This window comes from Nonomuraea sp. NPDC048826 (assembly GCF_043198225.1).
GTDB lineage: Bacteria > Actinomycetota > Actinomycetes > Streptosporangiales > Streptosporangiaceae > Nonomuraea.
Window position 1 is genome coordinate 521,762 of the sequence record NZ_JBICUQ010000002.1, and the last position, 16,562, is coordinate 538,323.

The following is a 16,562-nucleotide window of genomic DNA, read 5'->3' on the forward strand; positions in this document are numbered from 1 at the left end:
AGCGATGTTCAAAGTCGTCGTCAACCACGAGGAGCAGTACTCCGTCTGGCCCGAGGGCCGCGACAACCCCGCCGGTTGGACCGACGAAGGGGTCCGCGGCACCCGCGAGGAGTGTCTGGAGCACATCTCGGCCATCTGGACCGACATGCGGCCGCGCAGCTTGAGAGGACAGCACTGATGATCGACAAAGTGGTGATCGTGGGCGGCGGCACAGCGGGCTGGATGACCGCCACCTACCTCAAGACGGCCTTCGGCGACCGGGTCGACGTCACCCTGGTCGAATCACCCCGCATCCCCACCATCGGCGTGGGCGAGGCGACCTTCAGCACCGTGCGCCACTTCTTCGACTATCTCGGCCTCGACGAGCGCGAGTGGATGCCGCACTGCGCCGCCTCCTACAAGCTGGCCATCCGCTTCCAGAACTGGCGCGGCGACGGCACCCACTTCTACCACCCGTTCGAGCGGCTGCGCGTGAGCCAGGGGTTCACCCTCGCCGACTGGCACCTGCAGCTGAACGACGCGGCCGAGCCGTTCGACCGGCACTGCTACGTCACCCCGTGGCTGTGCGAGGCCAGGCGCTCGCCGAGACTCCTCGACGGCAGCCTCTTCGCCTCCGGGCTGGACGACTCGCTGGGCCGCTCCACCCTGGACGAGCAGCGCGCCCAGTTCCCCTACGCCTACCACTTCGACGCCGCCCAGCTCGCCGGCTACCTCACCGGCATCGGCGTGCGGCTCGGCGTGCGCCACGTGCGCGACGACGTCACCGCGGTCGGCCAGGACGAGCGGGGCTGGATCAGCCACGTCTCCACCAAGGAGCACGGCGACGTGACCGGCCAGCTCTTCGTCGACTGCACCGGCTTCCGCGGCCTGCTGATCAACCAGACGCTCGGCGAGCATTTCCGCTCCTTCACCGACGTGCTGCCCAACAACCGCGCCGTCGCGCTCCGGGTGCCCCGCGAGGAGCAGGAGCTGATCAACCCCTACACCACGGCGACGGCCATGGACGCGGGCTGGATCTGGACCATCCCGCTCTACGGCCGCGACGGCACCGGCTACGTCTACTCCGACGAGTACTGCTCGCCGGAGGAGGCCGAGCGCACGCTGCGCGCCTTCGCCGCCCCCGGCCGCGACGACCTGGAGGCCAACCACATCCGGATGCGGATCGGCCGCAACGAGCGTTCCTGGGTCGCCAACTGCGTCGCGGTCGGCCTGTCGAGCGGGTTCGTCGAACCGCTGGAGTCCACCGGCATCTTCTTCATCCAGCACGCCATCGAGCAGCTGGTCAAGCACTTCCCCGACGAGCGGTGGGAGCCGCGCCTGATCGACGGCTACAACGACAAGGTGGCCAGGGTGATCGACGGCGTGCGGGAGTTCCTCGTGCTGCACTACCGCGCCGCCGCCCGCGCCGACACGCCGTACTGGAAGGAGGCGAAGGTCCGCCCGATCCCGGAGTGGCTGGCCGAGTTCCTCCCCGCCGTGGCCGGCCGGCTGCCGGACGAGAGCATGGTCTACCCGTACTACCACGGGTTCGAGCTCTACTCGTGGATCACGATGCTGCTCGGGCTGGGCCACTCCCGGCCCGAACCGCGTCCCGCGCTCGCCCACCTCGACCCGGCGGCGGCCAGGGCGGAGTTCGCCGGTCTGGCCGCCGGCGCCCAGCGGATGGTGGCGGCGCTGCCCGCCGCCCACGAGTACCTCACGAGCTTGCGTTGACCCCGCTCGCCGAGGCCTGCCGCGCGTTCATGAGCGCCTACCCGACGGGCGTGGCGGTGGTGACGGCGATGAGCCCGGACGGCGAACCCTGCGGGCTCACCTGCTCCTCGCTGATCAGCGTCACGCTCACCCCGCCGACGCTGCTGGTCAGCATGAACGTGCACAGCCGCACCCTGGCGGCCACCGTCGACGCCGGCGGGTTCGGCGTCAACCTGCTGCCCGCCAGGTCCCGGGCGGCCGCCGAACTGTTCTCCTCGCTGACCGCGGACCGGTTCTCCGCCGTCCAGTGGGCTCCCGCCGGACGGCTGCGGCTGCCCCGGCTGGAGTCGGACCTGCACGGCTGGGCGGAATGCGCGGTGGACCAGGTCTTGACCGTCGGCGACCACGCGCTCGTGCTCGGCCGCGTGGTCGACATCGCCAGCGACCCCGAATCCCCGCTCATGTACGGCTTCCGGGACTACGCCACGTGGCACCGGGACGCGGAAAGGACCCTTGGTGCTTGACATCGCCCTGGTCAACATGCCGTTCGCCGACCGCAGACGGCCGTCGTTCGCGCTGAGCCAGCTCTCGTCCCTGATCCGGCGGGACTTCGGCGACGAGGCGGACGTACGGGTCTGCTACCTCAACCACGACGTGGTGCGCTTCTTCGGCACCGAGCTGTACGACGCCGTCGCCGAGGGCATGGAGCACCACGTCGCCGGCATCGGCGACTGGCTCTTCCGCCAGGTCGCCTTCCCTGACGCGCCCGACAACAGCGAGGAGTACTTCGGCCGCTACTTCGCCGGCCCCGGGCACGCGGCGCTGCGCGCCCGGCTGATGCGGCACCGGGAGCGCCTGGGCGAGTTCTGCGCCCACCTGGCGGACAAGTACCGGCTGGCCGAGGCGGACGTGGTCGGGTTCAGCTCGATGTTCATGCAGACGGTGCCCAGCCTGGCCATGGCGGCCGTGGTCAAGGAGCGTTCGCCCGGCGCCGTCACGGTCATGGGCGGCGCCAACTGCGAGGCGCCGATGGGCGCCGCGCTCGTAAAGCACGCCACCCAGCTCGACTACGTCTTCTCAGGCCCGGCCCTGCGGAGCTTCCCCCGCTTCCTGCGCGCGGTGATCGACGGCGACGAGGAGACCCCGCACCGCATCCTCGGCGTCGTGTCGCGGCGCAACTGCCACGAGGAGCGCTACCGGCGGGCGATCGGCGCCGACACCGACATCGACGACTGCCTGGAGCCCGACTACGCCTCGTTCGCCTCGTCCTTCGACGAGACGAACGACGCCGTCGAGGACAAGGCCGAGCCGATCCTGTTCTTCGAGACCTCACGCGGCTGCTGGTGGGGCGAGCGCTCGCACTGCACGTTCTGCGGGCTCAACGGGCAGGGGATGGCCTACCGCGCGATGGCGCCGGACCGGGCCGTGGCGCAGTTCGAGCGGCTCTTCGCCTACGCGCCCTGGTGCACCGTCTACTCCTGCACGGACAACATCATGCCGCTGGAGTATCTCACCGACGTGCTGCCCAAGCTGCAGCCGCCACCCGGCGCGTCCATCTTCTACGAGGTCAAGGTCGGCCTCGACCAGCAGGACATGAGCGAGATGGCCAGAGCCGGCGTGGACCGGATCCAGCCCGGCATCGAGGCGCTGTCGACCGGCACGCTGAAACTGATGAAGAAGGGCTCCTCGGCGTTCCAGAACCTCCAGCTGCTGAAGAACTGCGTGCGGTACGGCATCGCCCCGGCGTGGAACCTGCTCATCGGCTTCCCCGGCGAGCCGGAGTCGACCTTCGCCAAGTACGTCGACGACCTGCCGTCGCTGGCCCACCTGCCGCCGCCGGAAGGCGTCTTCCCGGTCCGGTTCGACCGGTACAGCCCGTACTTCAACGAGGCCGAGTCGTTCGGGCTCGACCTGCGCCCGGTGGACCACTACCGGCTCACCTACCCCTTCCCCGAGGAGTCGCTGAGCCGGCTGGCCTACTACTTCAACGACCGGGCCGTCGCGCCGTACATGATCGGGGTGGCCAGGTGGATCAGGCCGCTCACCGCGGCCGTGGCCGGCTGGTCGCGGGGCTGGGAGGACGGCGACCCGCCCGTCCTGCGGCTGGAGGAGCAGGACGGGTCGTGGACCGTCCGCGACTCGCGGTCCGGGACGATGGCCCGGTACGAGCTGGACGAGGCGGTGGCGCGCACGCTGCTCGTCCTCGAACGCCCCACCCGCCTGGACCGCCTCACCCCCGACCAGGCCGGGCACCTCGGCGAGCTGCGCGAGCGTGGCCTGATCTTCACCGAGGGGGAGCGGGCGATGAGCCTGGTGCTGGCCGAGACCGGGACCGACCCGATGCCCCGGCCGCGCCGCTCGCTGGTCAGCTCCCGCCGCCGCCCGCTCGAGCTGACCATCACCTAGACGGCATCTTCGTGCCAGTCACGCGGCCGCACCGGCCGGGCCGGCGGGTCCGGTGATGTGATCGGGGTCCCGACACCGGAGAGCGTGATGCACGACTTCGATCACTGGGCGGAGCTCTACCTCACCTGGGCCGCGATGGGCGGCGCCGACCCGAGGGAGATCGCCTACTACCGGCGGCTGACCGACACGGCGGACGGGCCCGTCGCCGATCTCGGGATCGGCGTGGGCCGGCTGGCCGCCGAGCTCAAACCCCTGATCGGGGTGGACGTCTCGGCGGCGATGCTGCGCGCGGCCCGCGAGCGGCTCGGCGACGGCGTCCGGCTGATCCGGGCCGACCTGGCGGACTGCGAGCTGCCCGAGCCGGCGGCGCTGCAGTACTGCGGCCAGAACACCTTCAACCATCTGCGGCGCGAAGCCGTCCGCGACGCCCTGGCCTGCGCGTTCCGCAACGCGCTGCCGGGCGGGCGGCTCGCCTTCGAGGTCGTCCAGCCGCGCCCCGAGCGGCAGAAGGCCAGGGACGGCGTGCCCAGGCTGCGGGTCTGGGACGAGGAGCGGGCCGTGTGGGAGGTCACCCGCATGCTGGACAAGCAGGGGCTGGAGGTCGAGATGGTGGGGCTGCTCGAAACGCTCGACGAGCGCCGGGTGGTGGACCGGCGCTATTTCCCGCCGATCCGGATGTGCTTCCTCACCATGGCCGAGATCGGGCGGTGGGCCGGGGAAACGGGCTGGGAGGTGGAGAGCGCGCACGCCGGGTTCACCGGGGAGCCGCTCGAACCCGGGTCGTCGACGGCCGTGTGGTGCCTGCGCAGGCCGGCATGACCGGGCCCGAGGTCGGCGCGGATGAGCTGGTCGCGACCCTTGAGCTGATCACCGGCGAGGAGATGGAGACGCCCGGAGAGGTGCTCTACGTCGCCAGGCGGACGCAGCCCTCCCTGGTGGCGACGCTGCTGAGCGCCTGGGAGCGCGAGGGACGGCCGCTCAGCCCCACCCTGGCGCACGAGCTGGAGCAGCAGCGCGGCCGGATGGCCTTCTACCGCGACCAGTGGGAGCGCCTGCCCGACCGGCCGGTCTCGCTCAAGGGGCTGGAGTTCGCCGACCGCTATCCGGGCGGCCTGGTCCGGTACATGAACGACCTCGACCTGTGGGTCCCCGACCGCGACCGGCTGTGGGAGCTGACCGGGTGGCTGCTCGCCGAGGGCTGGTCGATGCACACCGCCTCGTTCGTCAGGCTCGGCGGCGCGCCCCAGGTGGTCGTCAGCCTGCGACGCCTGCCGGATGATCCGTACGCTCTGCCGTACGGGATCGAGCTGAGCACGCTCGCCTACATCGGCGACGGGATCGTCGCGCCGCACCGCGCGCACGCGCCGGCGGACCCCGTGGTCAAGAACCTCCTGGCGCTGCTGTACGAGCGGTTCGAGCAGCCGTACCGGGTCAGGGATCTGATCGACGCGGCGCTGCTGCTCGGCGGGGCGGACGAGGCCACGCTCGCGCGGTGCGCGCCGGCGGTCGGCGCGTGGGAGCTCTGGCCCGAGTACGCCGAGCTGGCGCGGCTGCTGCGGCAGAGCCCGTTCGCGGTGCCGGACCTGCCGGGCGAGCGCCGGGCGCAGGTCCGGCGGAGCCGGTCGCGGCGGCGGGCCAGGGTGCTGAGAGGGCTGCGCCGGCCGCTCCGCCTGGCGGCCACGACGCTGCAGCTGCGCAGGCCGGGAGCGGCGATCCTGGACCGGCTGAGCCCGCGGGCCGCGCTGGAGGCGGGGCTCGTCCTGTTCGCGCTGCCGGTCGAGGGCGGCGAGCGCACGGACGCGCTGACGCTGCGCGAGTACGGCGGCGCGATGTGGGCGCACACGCCGGTGGGACGGTTCATCCTGGTCCACGGGACCGAGGTGGACGAGGACCTGCTGGCCGGGGCAGAGCCGGTGGGCGCGCTGTGAGCCGCCCGGTCCACGTCGCCGAGCGCGGCGCGGCGCCCGCCTGGCTGGCGCACCGGCCCGGCGCCGCGGTGACCACGGTCAGCGTGTGGCTGCGCGCCGGTTCCCGGCACGAGCGGCCCGGCACCGAGGGCGGCACCCACCTGCTGGAGCACATCCTGATGCAGACCACGTCGGCCGGCGGGGAGCGGGTGGTCGACCTGCTGGAGGATCTCGGCGGCGAGGCGAACGCGATCACCAGCCGTGAGCATCTGGTCCTGTACGCGCGGGTGCCCAGCCAGGAGGCGGCCACGGCGCTGGACGTCCTGGCCCGTGCCCTGGCCGAGCCCGTGCTGAGCGCCGGGGTGCTGGAGGCCGAGCGCACGGTCGTCCAGGAAGAGCTGCGGCTGGCCGCGGCGGACCCCCTGGACGTGGTCCATGACGTCTTCTTCGGGCTGGCCTATCCGGGCCATCCGCTGGGCAGGCCGGTCGGCGGGACGATCGAGGAGGTCGACCGGCTGGAGCTGGACGCGCTGCGCGACCACCACCGGCGCTTCCTCGGCTCGGCCGGAGTGGTGGTGTGCGGCGGCGCCGACCCCGACGACCTGCTGCGCGTCCTGGACAAGGGGCCGCTGGCCGCGCTGCCGCCGTGGCAGGACACCGATCCCGGCGAGCCGCCCGCCTGGGGCGGCGGGCGCGACGCGCTGCGGCTGAACGCCGACACGGCAGGGGTGGTTCTGGGCGGCCCGGCGGCCGCGTACCGGGATCCGCCGCGCCACCGCTGGCCCGTGCTGATGGAGCTGCTGGCCGGGGCCAGCTCGGCGCTGCTCACCGAGGAGCTGCGCAACCGGCGGGGGCTCTGCTACGAGCTGTGGCCGGTGATGGCCCCCTACCGCGACGCGGGAGCCTGGCGGGTCTTCCTCGCCACCGCGCCCGAGCACGTCGGCGAGGTCGTGGCCCGCGCGACGGACCTGCTGGCCGAGCCGCGCTGGACGGAGGCGGAGGTGACGCGGGCCGCCCGGCGCGCGGCCGGGCTGCTGCGGCTGGAGGCGGAGCAGTCGCTGGAGGAGGTCCTGCTGTACGGCAAGCACGCCCTGGTGGCGGGCACGCCCCACTGGACCCTCGCCGGCGAGCTGGCGGCGATCGAGGCGGTGCGCGGGCCCGACCTGGCGGAGATCCCGGGCCCGCTCGCCGTGGCGACCGCGGGCGGCGCGTGATGGCGTCTTGCTGCCAACAAACGCGGCGGCCCGCTGGAACGCCGCGGAAAACGGCGACCATGGGGCCCAGAAATCGCCGTGCGGAAAGGAGAGAAATGGACCGGAAACGACGAGTCAGTCTCCGCCCCAAGCTGACCAAGAAGTGAGGCAGGAAAACATGGACCGGCACCATTTCGTCGTCCGTCGTCCCAAGCTCCGGAGAAAGTGAGACGAGCCCGTGGATCGGAATATCTACTTCGTGCTCAGACGCCCCCGCGTCAAGAAATCCCGTAAGGGCTGAGAAACCAAGGGAGTGACGGATGGCCGAGATCGTGTGGGACAGGACCGTCCTGTTCCTGTTTCCGCCCGACGCGTTGATGCGGCATCTCGTCACTCCCGTCCTGGAACGGCTGGAGAGTCACGGGTTCGAGCCGGCCCGCTACGCGGTGCTGTGGCACCGGCCGCCCGGACAGGACGCCTTCCAGGAGACCAAGATCACTTCCGTCTGGAAGGCCTACTTCTACCGGCAGGTCGATGTGGTGTTCGATCTCGGGCCGAGCCTCGCCCTGCTGGTAGAGGACAGGTCGTCCGAGCCGGGGTCGCACCGGCGGCTGCGTGCGCTGAAGGGCGCCAGCGACCCGGCGGCGGCCGCGCCCGGCACGATCAGGCGCGACCTGCGCGGCGTCAACGTGCTGCTCGACCTGGTGCACAGCTCCGACAGCCCGGAGGACTCCCGGCACGAGGCCGGGATCTTCATGGGCGACGGCTACGGCACCGCGCTCCACGGCGACCAGCGGCCGCTCCGCGACCTGGTGGCGCTCCTGGAGTCCGGGATCCCGCGCGAGAGCCGGGAGTTCGACGACGTGCGCGCCGGGCTGCGCTCGCGGGTCGTGGCCGCGCTCTGGCACGAGCTCGGCGACGAGGCGCGCAAGCCGGCCCCCGAGCTGGCCGCGGCGGCCCAGGACGGCGCGGGCGCCGAGCTCGCCGCCCTGCTCCCCGCCGGCCATCCGCTGGCCGAGTTCCTGGCCTGCGACTTCCTGCCCGGAGGCGAGCGGCTCGACCTGCGCCGGGCGGCGGCCCGGCTGGCGGTCCACGGGGTGTCGATGGATCCCTGGGAGCACGCCGTGCTGCAGACGTCGATGCTGTTCCCGCCGCTGCGCCGCTGGGAGTGACCCCCGGCGGGTCACGGGGCCAGCGTGGTCGTCGCGGCGCTCCACTCGATCAGCGGCTTGAGCTCCGGGTCCAGCGCCAGCACCCAGATCGGCAGCTCCACGGCCCGGCAGCCGCGCGACAGCTTGGCCCGCCAGGAGCCGTGCCCGTAGTGCAGGCGGCCGGCGCCCGCCTCTGCGGCGTGCCGGGCCGGCTCGTAGAACAGGGTCGCGAAGTAGGTGTGCCGCGCCTCGGCGACGCCGTAGGCCATGGCCGTGCTCACGCAGTACCAGGTGTCCCCGTGCGGGACGAAGAGCCCGTACCCCAGCAGCCGCTCGCCGAGTTCGGCGCCGAACAGCAGCGCGCCGCCCGAGCACAGCGCCTCCAGGCGGCGGGAGACGGCCGCCGGGTCGGGGCTGCCGCCGTACTTGCGGGAATGTCCGCACTTCAGCTCGGCCATCCCCGGCGCCGGCCGCGAGATCTCGCGCGTACGGAGCCGTACCCCCGCATCCGCCAGCCGCCGGACCTCCCGCCGCGCCTCCTTCGCCCGCCGCGCGGGCACCGGCGTGCCCGGCGTGAGCTCGCACGAGTACGACATCGGCATCCCGGTGAAGCCCAGCCCGCCGAGCGCCCGCTCCAGCGCCTGACCACGCGTGTACAGGAACGCCACCGCCCGCAGCCCCCGCTCCCGCGCCCAGGCGACGATCCCGGACACCAGGAGCTCCACCGCCGCCGCGTCGTCCCCGGCCGGGCCGAGCGCGTGGCACTCGTAGCCGGGCAGCATGACCACCAGGTGCGGCGTGCACTCCGGCCACGACTCCCGCCCGGCCCGCGCCGCCCTGGTGGCCTCGCTCAGCGGCAGCTGCGGGGTGTCGGCCGTCAGCAGGTGCCCGAGGTCGAACACCTCGCCCGGGTGCGGCCGCGCCACGACGGTGCCGTGCAGGATCGCGCCGCCCAGCTCGAAGGTGTACGGCGAGCCGGGCACCCGCCCGCTCATCGCGGCCAGCCACCGGCCGGTGCTGAACAGCGGTCCCTCGGCCGGGAGCAGCCCGGCGGTCACCCGCATCAGACCCGTGCCAGGCACGCGTCGAGTGCCACACGGCTCAGCCCGTGCCTGAGCTTGAACCCCGCGTTGCCCCGCCCGCCCTCCAGGACCTCGCAGCCCTCGCGCACGGCCTGCTCGGCGGTCGCGGCGTGCAGCAGCGCGTAGGGGCTGAACCCGCCCGCCACGTCGTAGTCCACCCCGCACGCCCAGGCGTGGAAGCGGCGGCCGTCGCGCAGCACGATCCCGGCGGCGACGAGCCGCTCCTCCTGGCGGATCTCGATGGCGAGCGCCAGGTCGCCCAGCCCGGTGACGAAGCCGGCGAACAGGTCGGGCGGGTAGAAGCCGCCGCTGCCGTGCCTGGCCGCGGTCCTGGCGCACAGCCGCCCGATCTCCAGGAGGTCCGCCTCGCCCGGCGGCCCGGCCCACTGCCGCACGCCGCACTCCGCCGCTCTGCGCCGGCCCCGGCGCAGGTTGGCCCGCGCCTTCCGGGTGGCGCGCGCGAAGGGGTGCGGCAGCCCGCGCAGGTCGAGCCGGAAACGGTCCTCGATGTGCTCGGCAGGGAACCCCAGCTCGACCAGACCGGCGCGGAGCGGCGAGTCGTGCGCCACGTTGACGAAGCCGTACCAGTCGGCCTCCAGCTCCAGGGCCAGCGCGCGCATCGCGCCGGCCACCGGGGCCAGCCGCGCCGCGCCGGGCAGCCAGGCGTCGTAGCAGTGCCAGACGTGGCTGAGCAGCCCCCGCTCCGATCCGGTCACCGGATAGCGGGCGCCCAGCTGGCCGAGCGGGTCCAGCCCGTCCATCAGCGCGAGGGGAAGCACCGCCACCGGGCGGCCGTGCTCGCGCACCACCGCATAGCGGAACGACTTCACCGCGGTCAACGGCGAACGGGCATAGGCCCGTAAATATCGATGGCGATAGAAAACCGGCGCCCCGCAGGACGAGACAATCGCATCCCATTCCGCACCGTCAAGGTCGTCGATTGACGTGAAGATGCCAATTTCCAGGCTGTCGCTCATGTCGTCCTTTCGCCGGCGGTAGGAACGATATTAAGCACAGGAAATAGCGAGGAGAAAGCCGTGGCCCAAGTCGTCTTCCATAACAAGGTGGGCGGTTCAGAAACGCTGGAGGCCGCCGCCGGCCGGCCGCTCACCGAGGTTCTGACCGCCCACGGCATCCCCGTCAACGCGGTCATCACCACCCGCAACGGCAAGATCGTCCCCGAGGAGACGACGATCGTCGGCGAGCACGACGTCATCGAACTGCGTCAGGTGCGCCACTACGACCTCGACGTCACCCGTCGCCCCGCGACCACGGTGTACGGCACGCCCGACCCGATCTACACCAAGTCCATCCTGTTCGACACGATGGGCCGCCTGGAACGGCGGGTCGAGCAGTTCGACGAGGAGAGCTTCGTCCGCTACGTCGAGGAGACCTTCGTCCAGGGCGTGCTCAGCCACGGCGTGCTCCAGGCCGACGACAACGTGGTCATCGGCCTGTCGGGCGGCCGCGACAGCGTCGCGTTCCTGAAGCTGCTGGAGCGCACCCGGCACCGGCTGCCCGCCTTCACGATGACCTCGGTGACGATCACCGGGCTGCCCGACTGGGAGGAGCCCGCCACCTTCGCCGCCGCCCGCGCGTCGGCCGAAGGGCTCGGCATCGACCAGGCCATCGTCGACGCCTCCGACATCGAGCGGGTCTTCAAGCTCCGCCGCCCCTTCGTCGAGGCGATGAACGAGGTCGTCGGCGGCGACCGGAGCCACCTCAACATGGTCGTGGGCCACCAGGTGCTGCGGCGCATGCTGGAGGACCACGCCCAGCGGATCGGCGCCGGCACGGTCGCGTTCGGGTTCAACGCCGACGACCTGGTGGCCAGCATGGTCACGTGGATCACCAGCGGCTTCCGGATGGGCGGCATCCCGGTCAGGCAGATCGGCGGGATGCGCTACGTCTTCCCGCTCTACCGCATCCCGAAGAAGGAGCTGACGATCTACCTGGAGCTGGTGGCCCCCGAGCTGAACCGCCAGGGCACCCCGGGCCGCTTCACCACCGGCCCGCAGGAGCGCTCGATGGCCTACGCCATGGCCGACCACCTGTACGGGCTGTGGCCGGGCATCGACTACTACCTGTTCGAGTCGTTCGCCACCATGCAGCGCTACATGTTCCCGCTGGTCGAGGAGAAGTGCCGGGTCTGTGAGGGCGTCTACGTGGCGCAGGAGGGGGTGCGCAACCCCGTCGACATCTGCGACGTGTGCGACTTCTTCGCGCGCCAGGAGTTCACGTGACCGGTTGGTACACCGAGTACTTCACCGCCGACTACTGGAGCTTCGCGCGGCACGAGTACACCCCCGAGCGCACCGCCGCGGAGACCCGCTACCTGCTGCGGGTGCTGGGCGAGCACGCGCCCGGCAGGCGGGTGCTCGACCTCGGCTGCGGCACCGGCAGGCACGCCGTCGAACTGGCCAGGCACGGCTACCGGGTCACCGGGGTCGACGTCTGCGGGTGGGCGCTGGACCAGGCCAGGTCGGCGGCGGACCGGGAAGGCGTGCGCCTCGGCCTGATCGAGGGCGACCTGCTGGAACGGGTCGAGCTGCCGGAGGCGGACGCGGCCGTCTGCGTGCAGGCCTTCGGCTGGGGACGGGACGACGAGCAGCTCGCCCTGCTGCGGCGGGTGCGCGAGCGCCTGGTGCCGGGCGGGCTGCTGGTCCTCGACCACTCGAACGTCGCGGCCATCCTCAGCGGGTACCGGGCCCGCGACCGGTTCGAGGCGGCCGGCGACACCTTCGACTTCCTGCGCTCCTACGACCCGCTGGCCGGCCGCAGCCGCGGCGAGCTGCGCGTGGCGCACGCCGACGGCCGGGTCGCCGTGCTCCGCGACGACGTCCGGCTCTACCTGCCGAGCGAGGTCGCGGCGCTGGTGCGGGCGGCGGGCTTCGAGCTGGTCCGGGCCGACGCCGGCTTCACCGCCGGGGCCCCCGTCCTGCCGCAGACCCGCTACGTCCAGCTTCTCGCCGTCGCGGCGCCGCGCCCCCGCCTCGCCGTGCTCGGGCACCGGGGCCGGGGCGCCGAGGTGGACCTGCGCTGGGCGCCCGACGAGATCGATCTCGTACGGGACGCGATCGACCGGGCCTGGGCCGCGGTCGGCGATCCCCGGGAGCCCGCCCGCGCCTACTCCCTGGACGACCCGTACGGCGCGGCGAAGGCCGCCCCGGTGCTCGCCCGCCACTTCGGCGTGCCGCTCGACCCCGGCCAGGTGGTGACGGGGGCGGGCACGACCGGGCTGCTCCACGCGCTGGCCGGGCCCGGCAGGCTGCTGCACACCGCGCACGCCCACCCCGACCTGCCGGCCTGGGCCGCGCGGCGCGGCGCGGAGCTGCGCGTGTACACGCCCGGCCAGGACGTGACGGCCGAGCGGCCGACGACCGTCCTGCTCGAACGGCCCGGCGTGCGCGGCGACGTGCTGCCGCTGGACCAGGTGGCGGAGCTGGCCGCGGCCGCCGCCGCGGCGGGCGGGACGCTCGTCGTGGACGAGGCCTGCGCGAACTATCTGGGCCCGGAGGCCAGCGCGGTCCCGCTGACCGTCCGGACGCCCGGCCTCGTCGTGCTGCGCAGCCTGTCCAAGGGCTACTGCTGCGGCGGGCTGCGGGCGGGCTTCGCGGTGTGCTCCCCTGACGTGGCGGAAGCGGTCCGCCAGGCGGTGCCGCCCCTGGGGATGTCGGCGCTGTCGCTGGAGGTGGCGCTGCGGCTGCTCGACCAGGGCGACGTGCTGGCCCCGCTGCGGGAGGCCGTCGCGGCGGCCAAGCCGGAGCTGGTGGCGGCGCTGCGCGGGCTCGGCTGCCGGGTGGAACCGGGGCATCCCGCGCTGCCGTGGGTGGTGACGGAGGACGAGCTGCCGCCGTGGCTGGCCGGGCGGCGGCTGCCCGGCCTGACCCGGGTCAGCGTGCCGCTCTCGGCCACCCGCCGCGCCGCGCTCCGCCGGGTCGCGGCATGAGAACCGTCGGCGACGCCGTACAGGACGTGTACGGCCGTCTCGACGTGCGGCGGGCGGTCGAGGACGTCGCCGAGCTGGCCGCGTTCGACCGGTATCAGGCGTCCGACGGGATCCGCGCGGCCGCCGGGTACGTCGCCGCCAGGGCGGAGTCGGCGGGGCTGAGCGACGTGCGGATCCTGGAGTTCCCCGCCGACGGCGCCCGGCGCTGGTGGAGCTTCCGCGCCCCGCTCTCCTGGACCCCGGTGCGGGCCGCGATCGACGACGTGGTGCGCTACCCCGAGCAGCCGTTCACGCTGGCGGCGGGCTCGGCGGCCACCCCGCCCGGCGGTGTCACCGTCCCCGTGGTCCCTCTGGCGGACGCGGGCGAAGGCGCGCTGGCCGTGCACGACGATCCCGGCACGCCGGTGCCCGTCGCGATCGCTCGGGCCGCGGACGCCGGCGCGTTCGGCCTGGTCACCGACCGCCTCCCCGGCCCCGGCCGGGTCGAGCTGCCCGCCGGGAGCCGCCTGGCCGCCTTCAGCGTCACCCCCGCGCAGGCGGCCGAGCTGCTGCGCCGCGGCCGGGTCCGGGTCGAGGTCGAGACGCACCGGAGGGCGGCCATGCCCGTCGTCACCGGGCTGCTGCCCGGGACCGGGCCGGAGGAGGTGCTGCTCTCGGCGCATCTGTGCCACTCGCGCCCCAGCGTCAACGACAACGCCTCGGGAGCCGCCGCGCTGCTCGGCGTGGCCCGGGCGCTCGCGGGGCGGCGGGGGCGGCGGGGGCGGCGCGGCGTCCGGTTCGTCTGGGGGCCCGAGTTCACCGGGATGGCCGCCTACCTGCACGACGTCGCGGGCCGCCCGCCGGTGGCCGCCGTCAACGTGGACATGGCGGGGCAGGACCAGCGCCGGTGCGGCGGGCCGCTCATCGTCGAACGCAGCCCCGACCACCTGCCCGGCTTCGTCAACGCGCTCACCGAGCACGTCGTGGCGGCGCTGCCGCAGGCCGCGCGCTCCTACTCGGGCGCGGTGGCCTGCGACACCTGGGCCTGGCGCGCCACGCCGTTCGTCGGCGCCTCCGACCACAGCCTGCTCGTGGACGCCTCCATCGGCTGCCCGGCGGTGTCGCTCGGGCACTGGCCCGACCGGTACCACCACAGCGCCGCCGACACGCTCGACAAGCTCGACCCGGCGGAGCTGCGCCGCACCGCCACGGTCGCCGGAGCGGTCGCGGCGGTGCTGGCCGGGCTCGCGGGCGAGCGCGCCGAACTGGAGAGCGTCGCGGTGGGCTGGGGCGCGGAGCGGCTGCTCGGCTGCCGGCAGCGGCCGCGGGCCCTGCTGCGCCACCGCACGGCCGTCGCGCTGGGCGCCCTGGACGGGCTCGCGGCGCTCCACGGCCCGGGGGAGCACGGCGGATCCCGCGCCTGGCTGACCGGCCTCGCGGACCACGTGGCCACCCTGACACGGCCCGGCGAGACGGCCCCGCCGCCTGCCGGAGCGGCGCTCAGCCGTACCTGGGAAGGGCCCTTCAACCTGCGAGGGCTGGCCGAGGCGGCGGGACCCGCCGGGCGCGCGTGGCTGGAGGAGCAGGCGGCGCGGGACCGCGCCCGCTCCTACGCCCTCATGCTGGCCCTCGCCCACGGCGTCGACGGAGGCAGGGACCGGACGGCGGTCGCCGAGTACGCGCGGTGCGCGGCCGAGCTGCCGGTGCCGGAAGAGTTCGCTCACGATTTCCTGGCCGTGCTCGTCGAGGCCGGCTGGGCGAAGGAGGGCTGATGCGCGAGTTGCTGCGCGACCGCCAGTTCCTGCTGCTGTTCTTCGGCCAGACGGTCAACATGATCGGGGACCGGGCGCTCCTGGTGGTGCTGGGCATCTACGTCAAGGAGCTGACCGGCTCGGACACGATGGCCGGCGTCGTGTTCATCCTGCTGTCGGTGCCGTCGTTCTTCGCGCCGCTGACCGGGCTGCTCGTCGACCGGTTCCCGCGGCGGAAGGTCCTGATCGTCAACGACCTGCTGGCCGGGGCGCTGGTGCTCTGCCTGCTGCTGGTACGGCATCCGGGCGACCTGTGGATCGTGTTCGTGGTCACGCTCGGTTACGGCTTCGCCAACCACGTCTTCAACGCGGCCAGGGGCGGCCTGATCCACTCCATGGTCCCCGAGCGGCTGCTCGGCGACGCGAACGGGCTGCTCAGCTCGCTCGGCCAGGGGCTGCGGGTGCTCGGCCCGCTGATCGGCGCGGGACTCTACGCGGCCCTGGGGCTGTCGGCGGTCGCACTCCTGGACACCGGGACGTTCCTGCTGTCGGTGCTGGTGCTGCTCATGCTGCGGCGGGCGCCCGACCTCGCCAGGCCGGAGCAGCGGGAGCCGGGCCGGTTCCGCGCCGATCTGCTGGCGGGGGTGCGGCACCTCCTGGGCGAGCGGGAGCTGCGCGGCGGGGTGCTCGCGGTCGCCGCTGCGCTGGGCGCGGCGGGGCTGGTCAATCCGGCCATGTTCGCCGCCGTGGAGCAGGGGCTCGGCCGGCCGGCCGCGTTCGTGGGGGTCCTCGCCTCCTTCCAGGGCGCGGGCTCCGTCGCGGGCGGCTTCGTCGTCGCCCTGCTCATCAAGCGGTACGGCGAGCGTCGCGCGGCGGCCGTCGGCTTCGCCCTGAGCACGGCGGGCCTGTCACTGATGCTTCCGGCCACGGAGGTGACGATGTGCGCCGGCGCCGTTCTGGTGGGCCTTTCCATCCCGATTTTCATGGTCGCCACGACGACGCTCGTGCAGCGCCGTACCGAGAGCGGTATGCAGGGCCGCGCGCTTACCGCAATGGACGCGATCATCGACGTGCCGTTCGTGCTGTCGATGGGGATCGGGGCGCTCGTGGTGGGCTTCCTCGACTTCCGGGTGATCTATGCGGCGGCGGCGGTCATTTTCGCCGTGGTCGCGGCGTCCGTGCTGGTGAGACCAGGGTGGCGGGTTGATGCCACGTTGACGCGCGTTGATTGACCGAAGTGATCACAATTTTTATCTTTAAATCACAGAAAATGGGCTGAAATGCCCATGCCCGGCAAGGAGGCACTTGTGCTGCAGGAAAACGTCCAGACCACGGTAAGAACCCCCATCATGACGACTCCGGAATTCGTCGAGAAAATGCTCGCCACGCGGCAGGAAGTTCAGATCGTGAAGTTCCGCACGACCTGCACCGACTGCGTGCCGAACTACTGAC

The 16,562-nt window shown here is 73.2% G+C and carries 15 protein-coding genes; 13 read left to right on the forward strand and 2 right to left on the reverse strand.

Going from position 1 to position 16,562, the window contains the following annotated elements; translation table 11 throughout:
• The first annotated feature begins 4 nt into the window (after positions 1 to 4).
• From ACGFI7_RS08030 to ACGFI7_RS08065, 8 genes are all read left to right on the forward strand, one after another.
• Positions 5 to 178, forward strand: a complete 174-nt coding sequence (locus ACGFI7_RS08030; RefSeq protein ID WP_393400666.1) for an MbtH family protein — start codon at positions 5 to 7, stop codon at positions 176 to 178.
• Positions 178 to 1,713: a tryptophan halogenase family protein gene (locus tag ACGFI7_RS08035; RefSeq protein WP_393400669.1), complete on the forward strand. Its 1,536-nt coding sequence runs from the start codon at positions 178 to 180 to the stop codon at positions 1,711 to 1,713. The genes ACGFI7_RS08030 and ACGFI7_RS08035 overlap by 1 nt, the downstream gene beginning before the upstream one ends.
• Entirely contained in the window at positions 1,710 to 2,216 is a 507-nt protein-coding gene (locus tag ACGFI7_RS08040) for a flavin reductase family protein (protein ID WP_393400671.1), read from the forward strand. Before ACGFI7_RS08035 ends, ACGFI7_RS08040 begins: the two co-directional genes overlap by 4 nt.
• The gene (locus tag ACGFI7_RS08045; RefSeq protein WP_393400673.1) at positions 2,209 to 4,098 is read left to right on the forward strand and encodes a RiPP maturation radical SAM C-methyltransferase; all 1,890 of its coding nucleotides are present in this window, start codon (positions 2,209 to 2,211) and stop codon (positions 4,096 to 4,098) included. Before ACGFI7_RS08040 ends, ACGFI7_RS08045 begins: the two co-directional genes overlap by 8 nt.
• Before the next feature lie 87 nt (positions 4,099 to 4,185).
• Positions 4,186 to 4,917 (forward strand): class I SAM-dependent DNA methyltransferase, encoded by a 732-nt coding sequence (locus ACGFI7_RS08050; RefSeq protein WP_393400675.1) that lies wholly within the window; start codon positions 4,186 to 4,188, stop codon positions 4,915 to 4,917.
• Positions 4,914 to 6,026 carry a hypothetical protein gene (locus ACGFI7_RS08055; protein ID WP_393400678.1) on the forward strand — a complete coding sequence of 371 codons (1,113 nt, stop codon included), beginning with the start codon at positions 4,914 to 4,916 and terminating at the stop codon, positions 6,024 to 6,026. Before ACGFI7_RS08050 ends, ACGFI7_RS08055 begins: the two co-directional genes overlap by 4 nt.
• Positions 6,023 to 7,219, forward strand: coding sequence for a M16 family metallopeptidase (locus ACGFI7_RS08060; protein WP_393400680.1), 1,197 nt, complete (start codon positions 6,023 to 6,025; stop codon positions 7,217 to 7,219). The genes ACGFI7_RS08055 and ACGFI7_RS08060 overlap by 4 nt, the downstream gene beginning before the upstream one ends.
• A 299-nt stretch (positions 7,220 to 7,518) precedes the next feature.
• Positions 7,519 to 8,370 carry a nucleoside-diphosphate kinase gene (locus ACGFI7_RS08065; protein WP_393400683.1) on the forward strand — a complete coding sequence of 284 codons (852 nt, stop codon included), beginning with the start codon at positions 7,519 to 7,521 and terminating at the stop codon, positions 8,368 to 8,370.
• Between the two features lie 11 nt (positions 8,371 to 8,381).
• On the opposite strand, the gene ACGFI7_RS08070 is transcribed toward ACGFI7_RS08065, so the two are convergent.
• Both ACGFI7_RS08070 and ACGFI7_RS08075 read right to left on the reverse strand, forming a co-directional pair.
• Positions 8,382 to 9,431, reverse strand: coding sequence for a GNAT family N-acetyltransferase (locus tag ACGFI7_RS08070; protein ID WP_393400685.1), 1,050 nt, complete (start codon positions 9,429 to 9,431; stop codon positions 8,382 to 8,384).
• Positions 9,413 to 10,261 (reverse strand): GNAT family N-acetyltransferase, encoded by an 849-nt coding sequence (locus ACGFI7_RS08075; protein ID WP_393401894.1) that lies wholly within the window; start codon positions 10,259 to 10,261, stop codon positions 9,413 to 9,415. Before ACGFI7_RS08075 ends, ACGFI7_RS08070 begins: the two co-directional genes overlap by 19 nt.
• A gap of 207 nt (positions 10,262 to 10,468) precedes the next feature.
• Here ACGFI7_RS08075 and ACGFI7_RS08080 point away from each other — a divergent pair, with 207 nt between their 5' ends.
• The 5 genes from ACGFI7_RS08080 to ACGFI7_RS08100 all read left to right on the forward strand — a co-directional run bounded on the left by ACGFI7_RS08080 (position 10,469) and on the right by ACGFI7_RS08100 (position 16,561).
• Positions 10,469 to 11,674, forward strand: a complete 1,206-nt coding sequence (locus tag ACGFI7_RS08080; protein ID WP_393400687.1) for a hypothetical protein — start codon at positions 10,469 to 10,471, stop codon at positions 11,672 to 11,674.
• The gene (locus ACGFI7_RS08085; protein WP_393400689.1) at positions 11,671 to 13,380 is read left to right on the forward strand and encodes an aminotransferase class I/II-fold pyridoxal phosphate-dependent enzyme; all 1,710 of its coding nucleotides are present in this window, start codon (positions 11,671 to 11,673) and stop codon (positions 13,378 to 13,380) included. Before ACGFI7_RS08080 ends, ACGFI7_RS08085 begins: the two co-directional genes overlap by 4 nt.
• Positions 13,377 to 15,131 carry a DUF4910 domain-containing protein gene (locus ACGFI7_RS08090; RefSeq protein ID WP_393400692.1) on the forward strand — a complete coding sequence of 585 codons (1,755 nt, stop codon included), beginning with the start codon at positions 13,377 to 13,379 and terminating at the stop codon, positions 15,129 to 15,131. The genes ACGFI7_RS08085 and ACGFI7_RS08090 overlap by 4 nt, the downstream gene beginning before the upstream one ends.
• Positions 15,131 to 16,342, forward strand: coding sequence for an MFS transporter (locus ACGFI7_RS08095; RefSeq protein WP_393400694.1), 1,212 nt, complete (start codon positions 15,131 to 15,133; stop codon positions 16,340 to 16,342). Before ACGFI7_RS08090 ends, ACGFI7_RS08095 begins: the two co-directional genes overlap by 1 nt.
• A gap of 75 nt (positions 16,343 to 16,417) precedes the next feature.
• Entirely contained in the window at positions 16,418 to 16,561 is a 144-nt protein-coding gene (locus ACGFI7_RS08100; protein ID WP_393400696.1) for a hypothetical protein, read from the forward strand.
• Position 16,562: the final 1 nt, after the last annotated feature.

Bases quoted from the DNA above. Each gene is read 5' to 3' on its own strand.
- ACGFI7_RS08035 (WP_393400669.1), top strand. From the start codon at position 178: ATGATCGACAAAGTGGTGATCGTGGGCGGCGGCACAGCGGGCTGGATG.
- ACGFI7_RS08090 (WP_393400692.1), top strand. From the start codon at position 13,377: ATGAGAACCGTCGGCGACGCCGTACAGGACGTGTACGGCCGTCTCGAC.
- ACGFI7_RS08065 (WP_393400683.1), top strand. From the start codon at position 7,519: ATGGCCGAGATCGTGTGGGACAGGACCGTCCTGTTCCTGTTTCCGCCC.
- ACGFI7_RS08095 (WP_393400694.1), top strand. From the start codon at position 15,131: ATGCGCGAGTTGCTGCGCGACCGCCAGTTCCTGCTGCTGTTCTTCGGC.
- ACGFI7_RS08030 (WP_393400666.1), top strand. From the start codon at position 5: ATGTTCAAAGTCGTCGTCAACCACGAGGAGCAGTACTCCGTCTGGCCC.
- ACGFI7_RS08055 (WP_393400678.1), top strand. From the start codon at position 4,914: ATGACCGGGCCCGAGGTCGGCGCGGATGAGCTGGTCGCGACCCTTGAG.
- ACGFI7_RS08050 (WP_393400675.1), top strand. From the start codon at position 4,186: ATGCACGACTTCGATCACTGGGCGGAGCTCTACCTCACCTGGGCCGCG.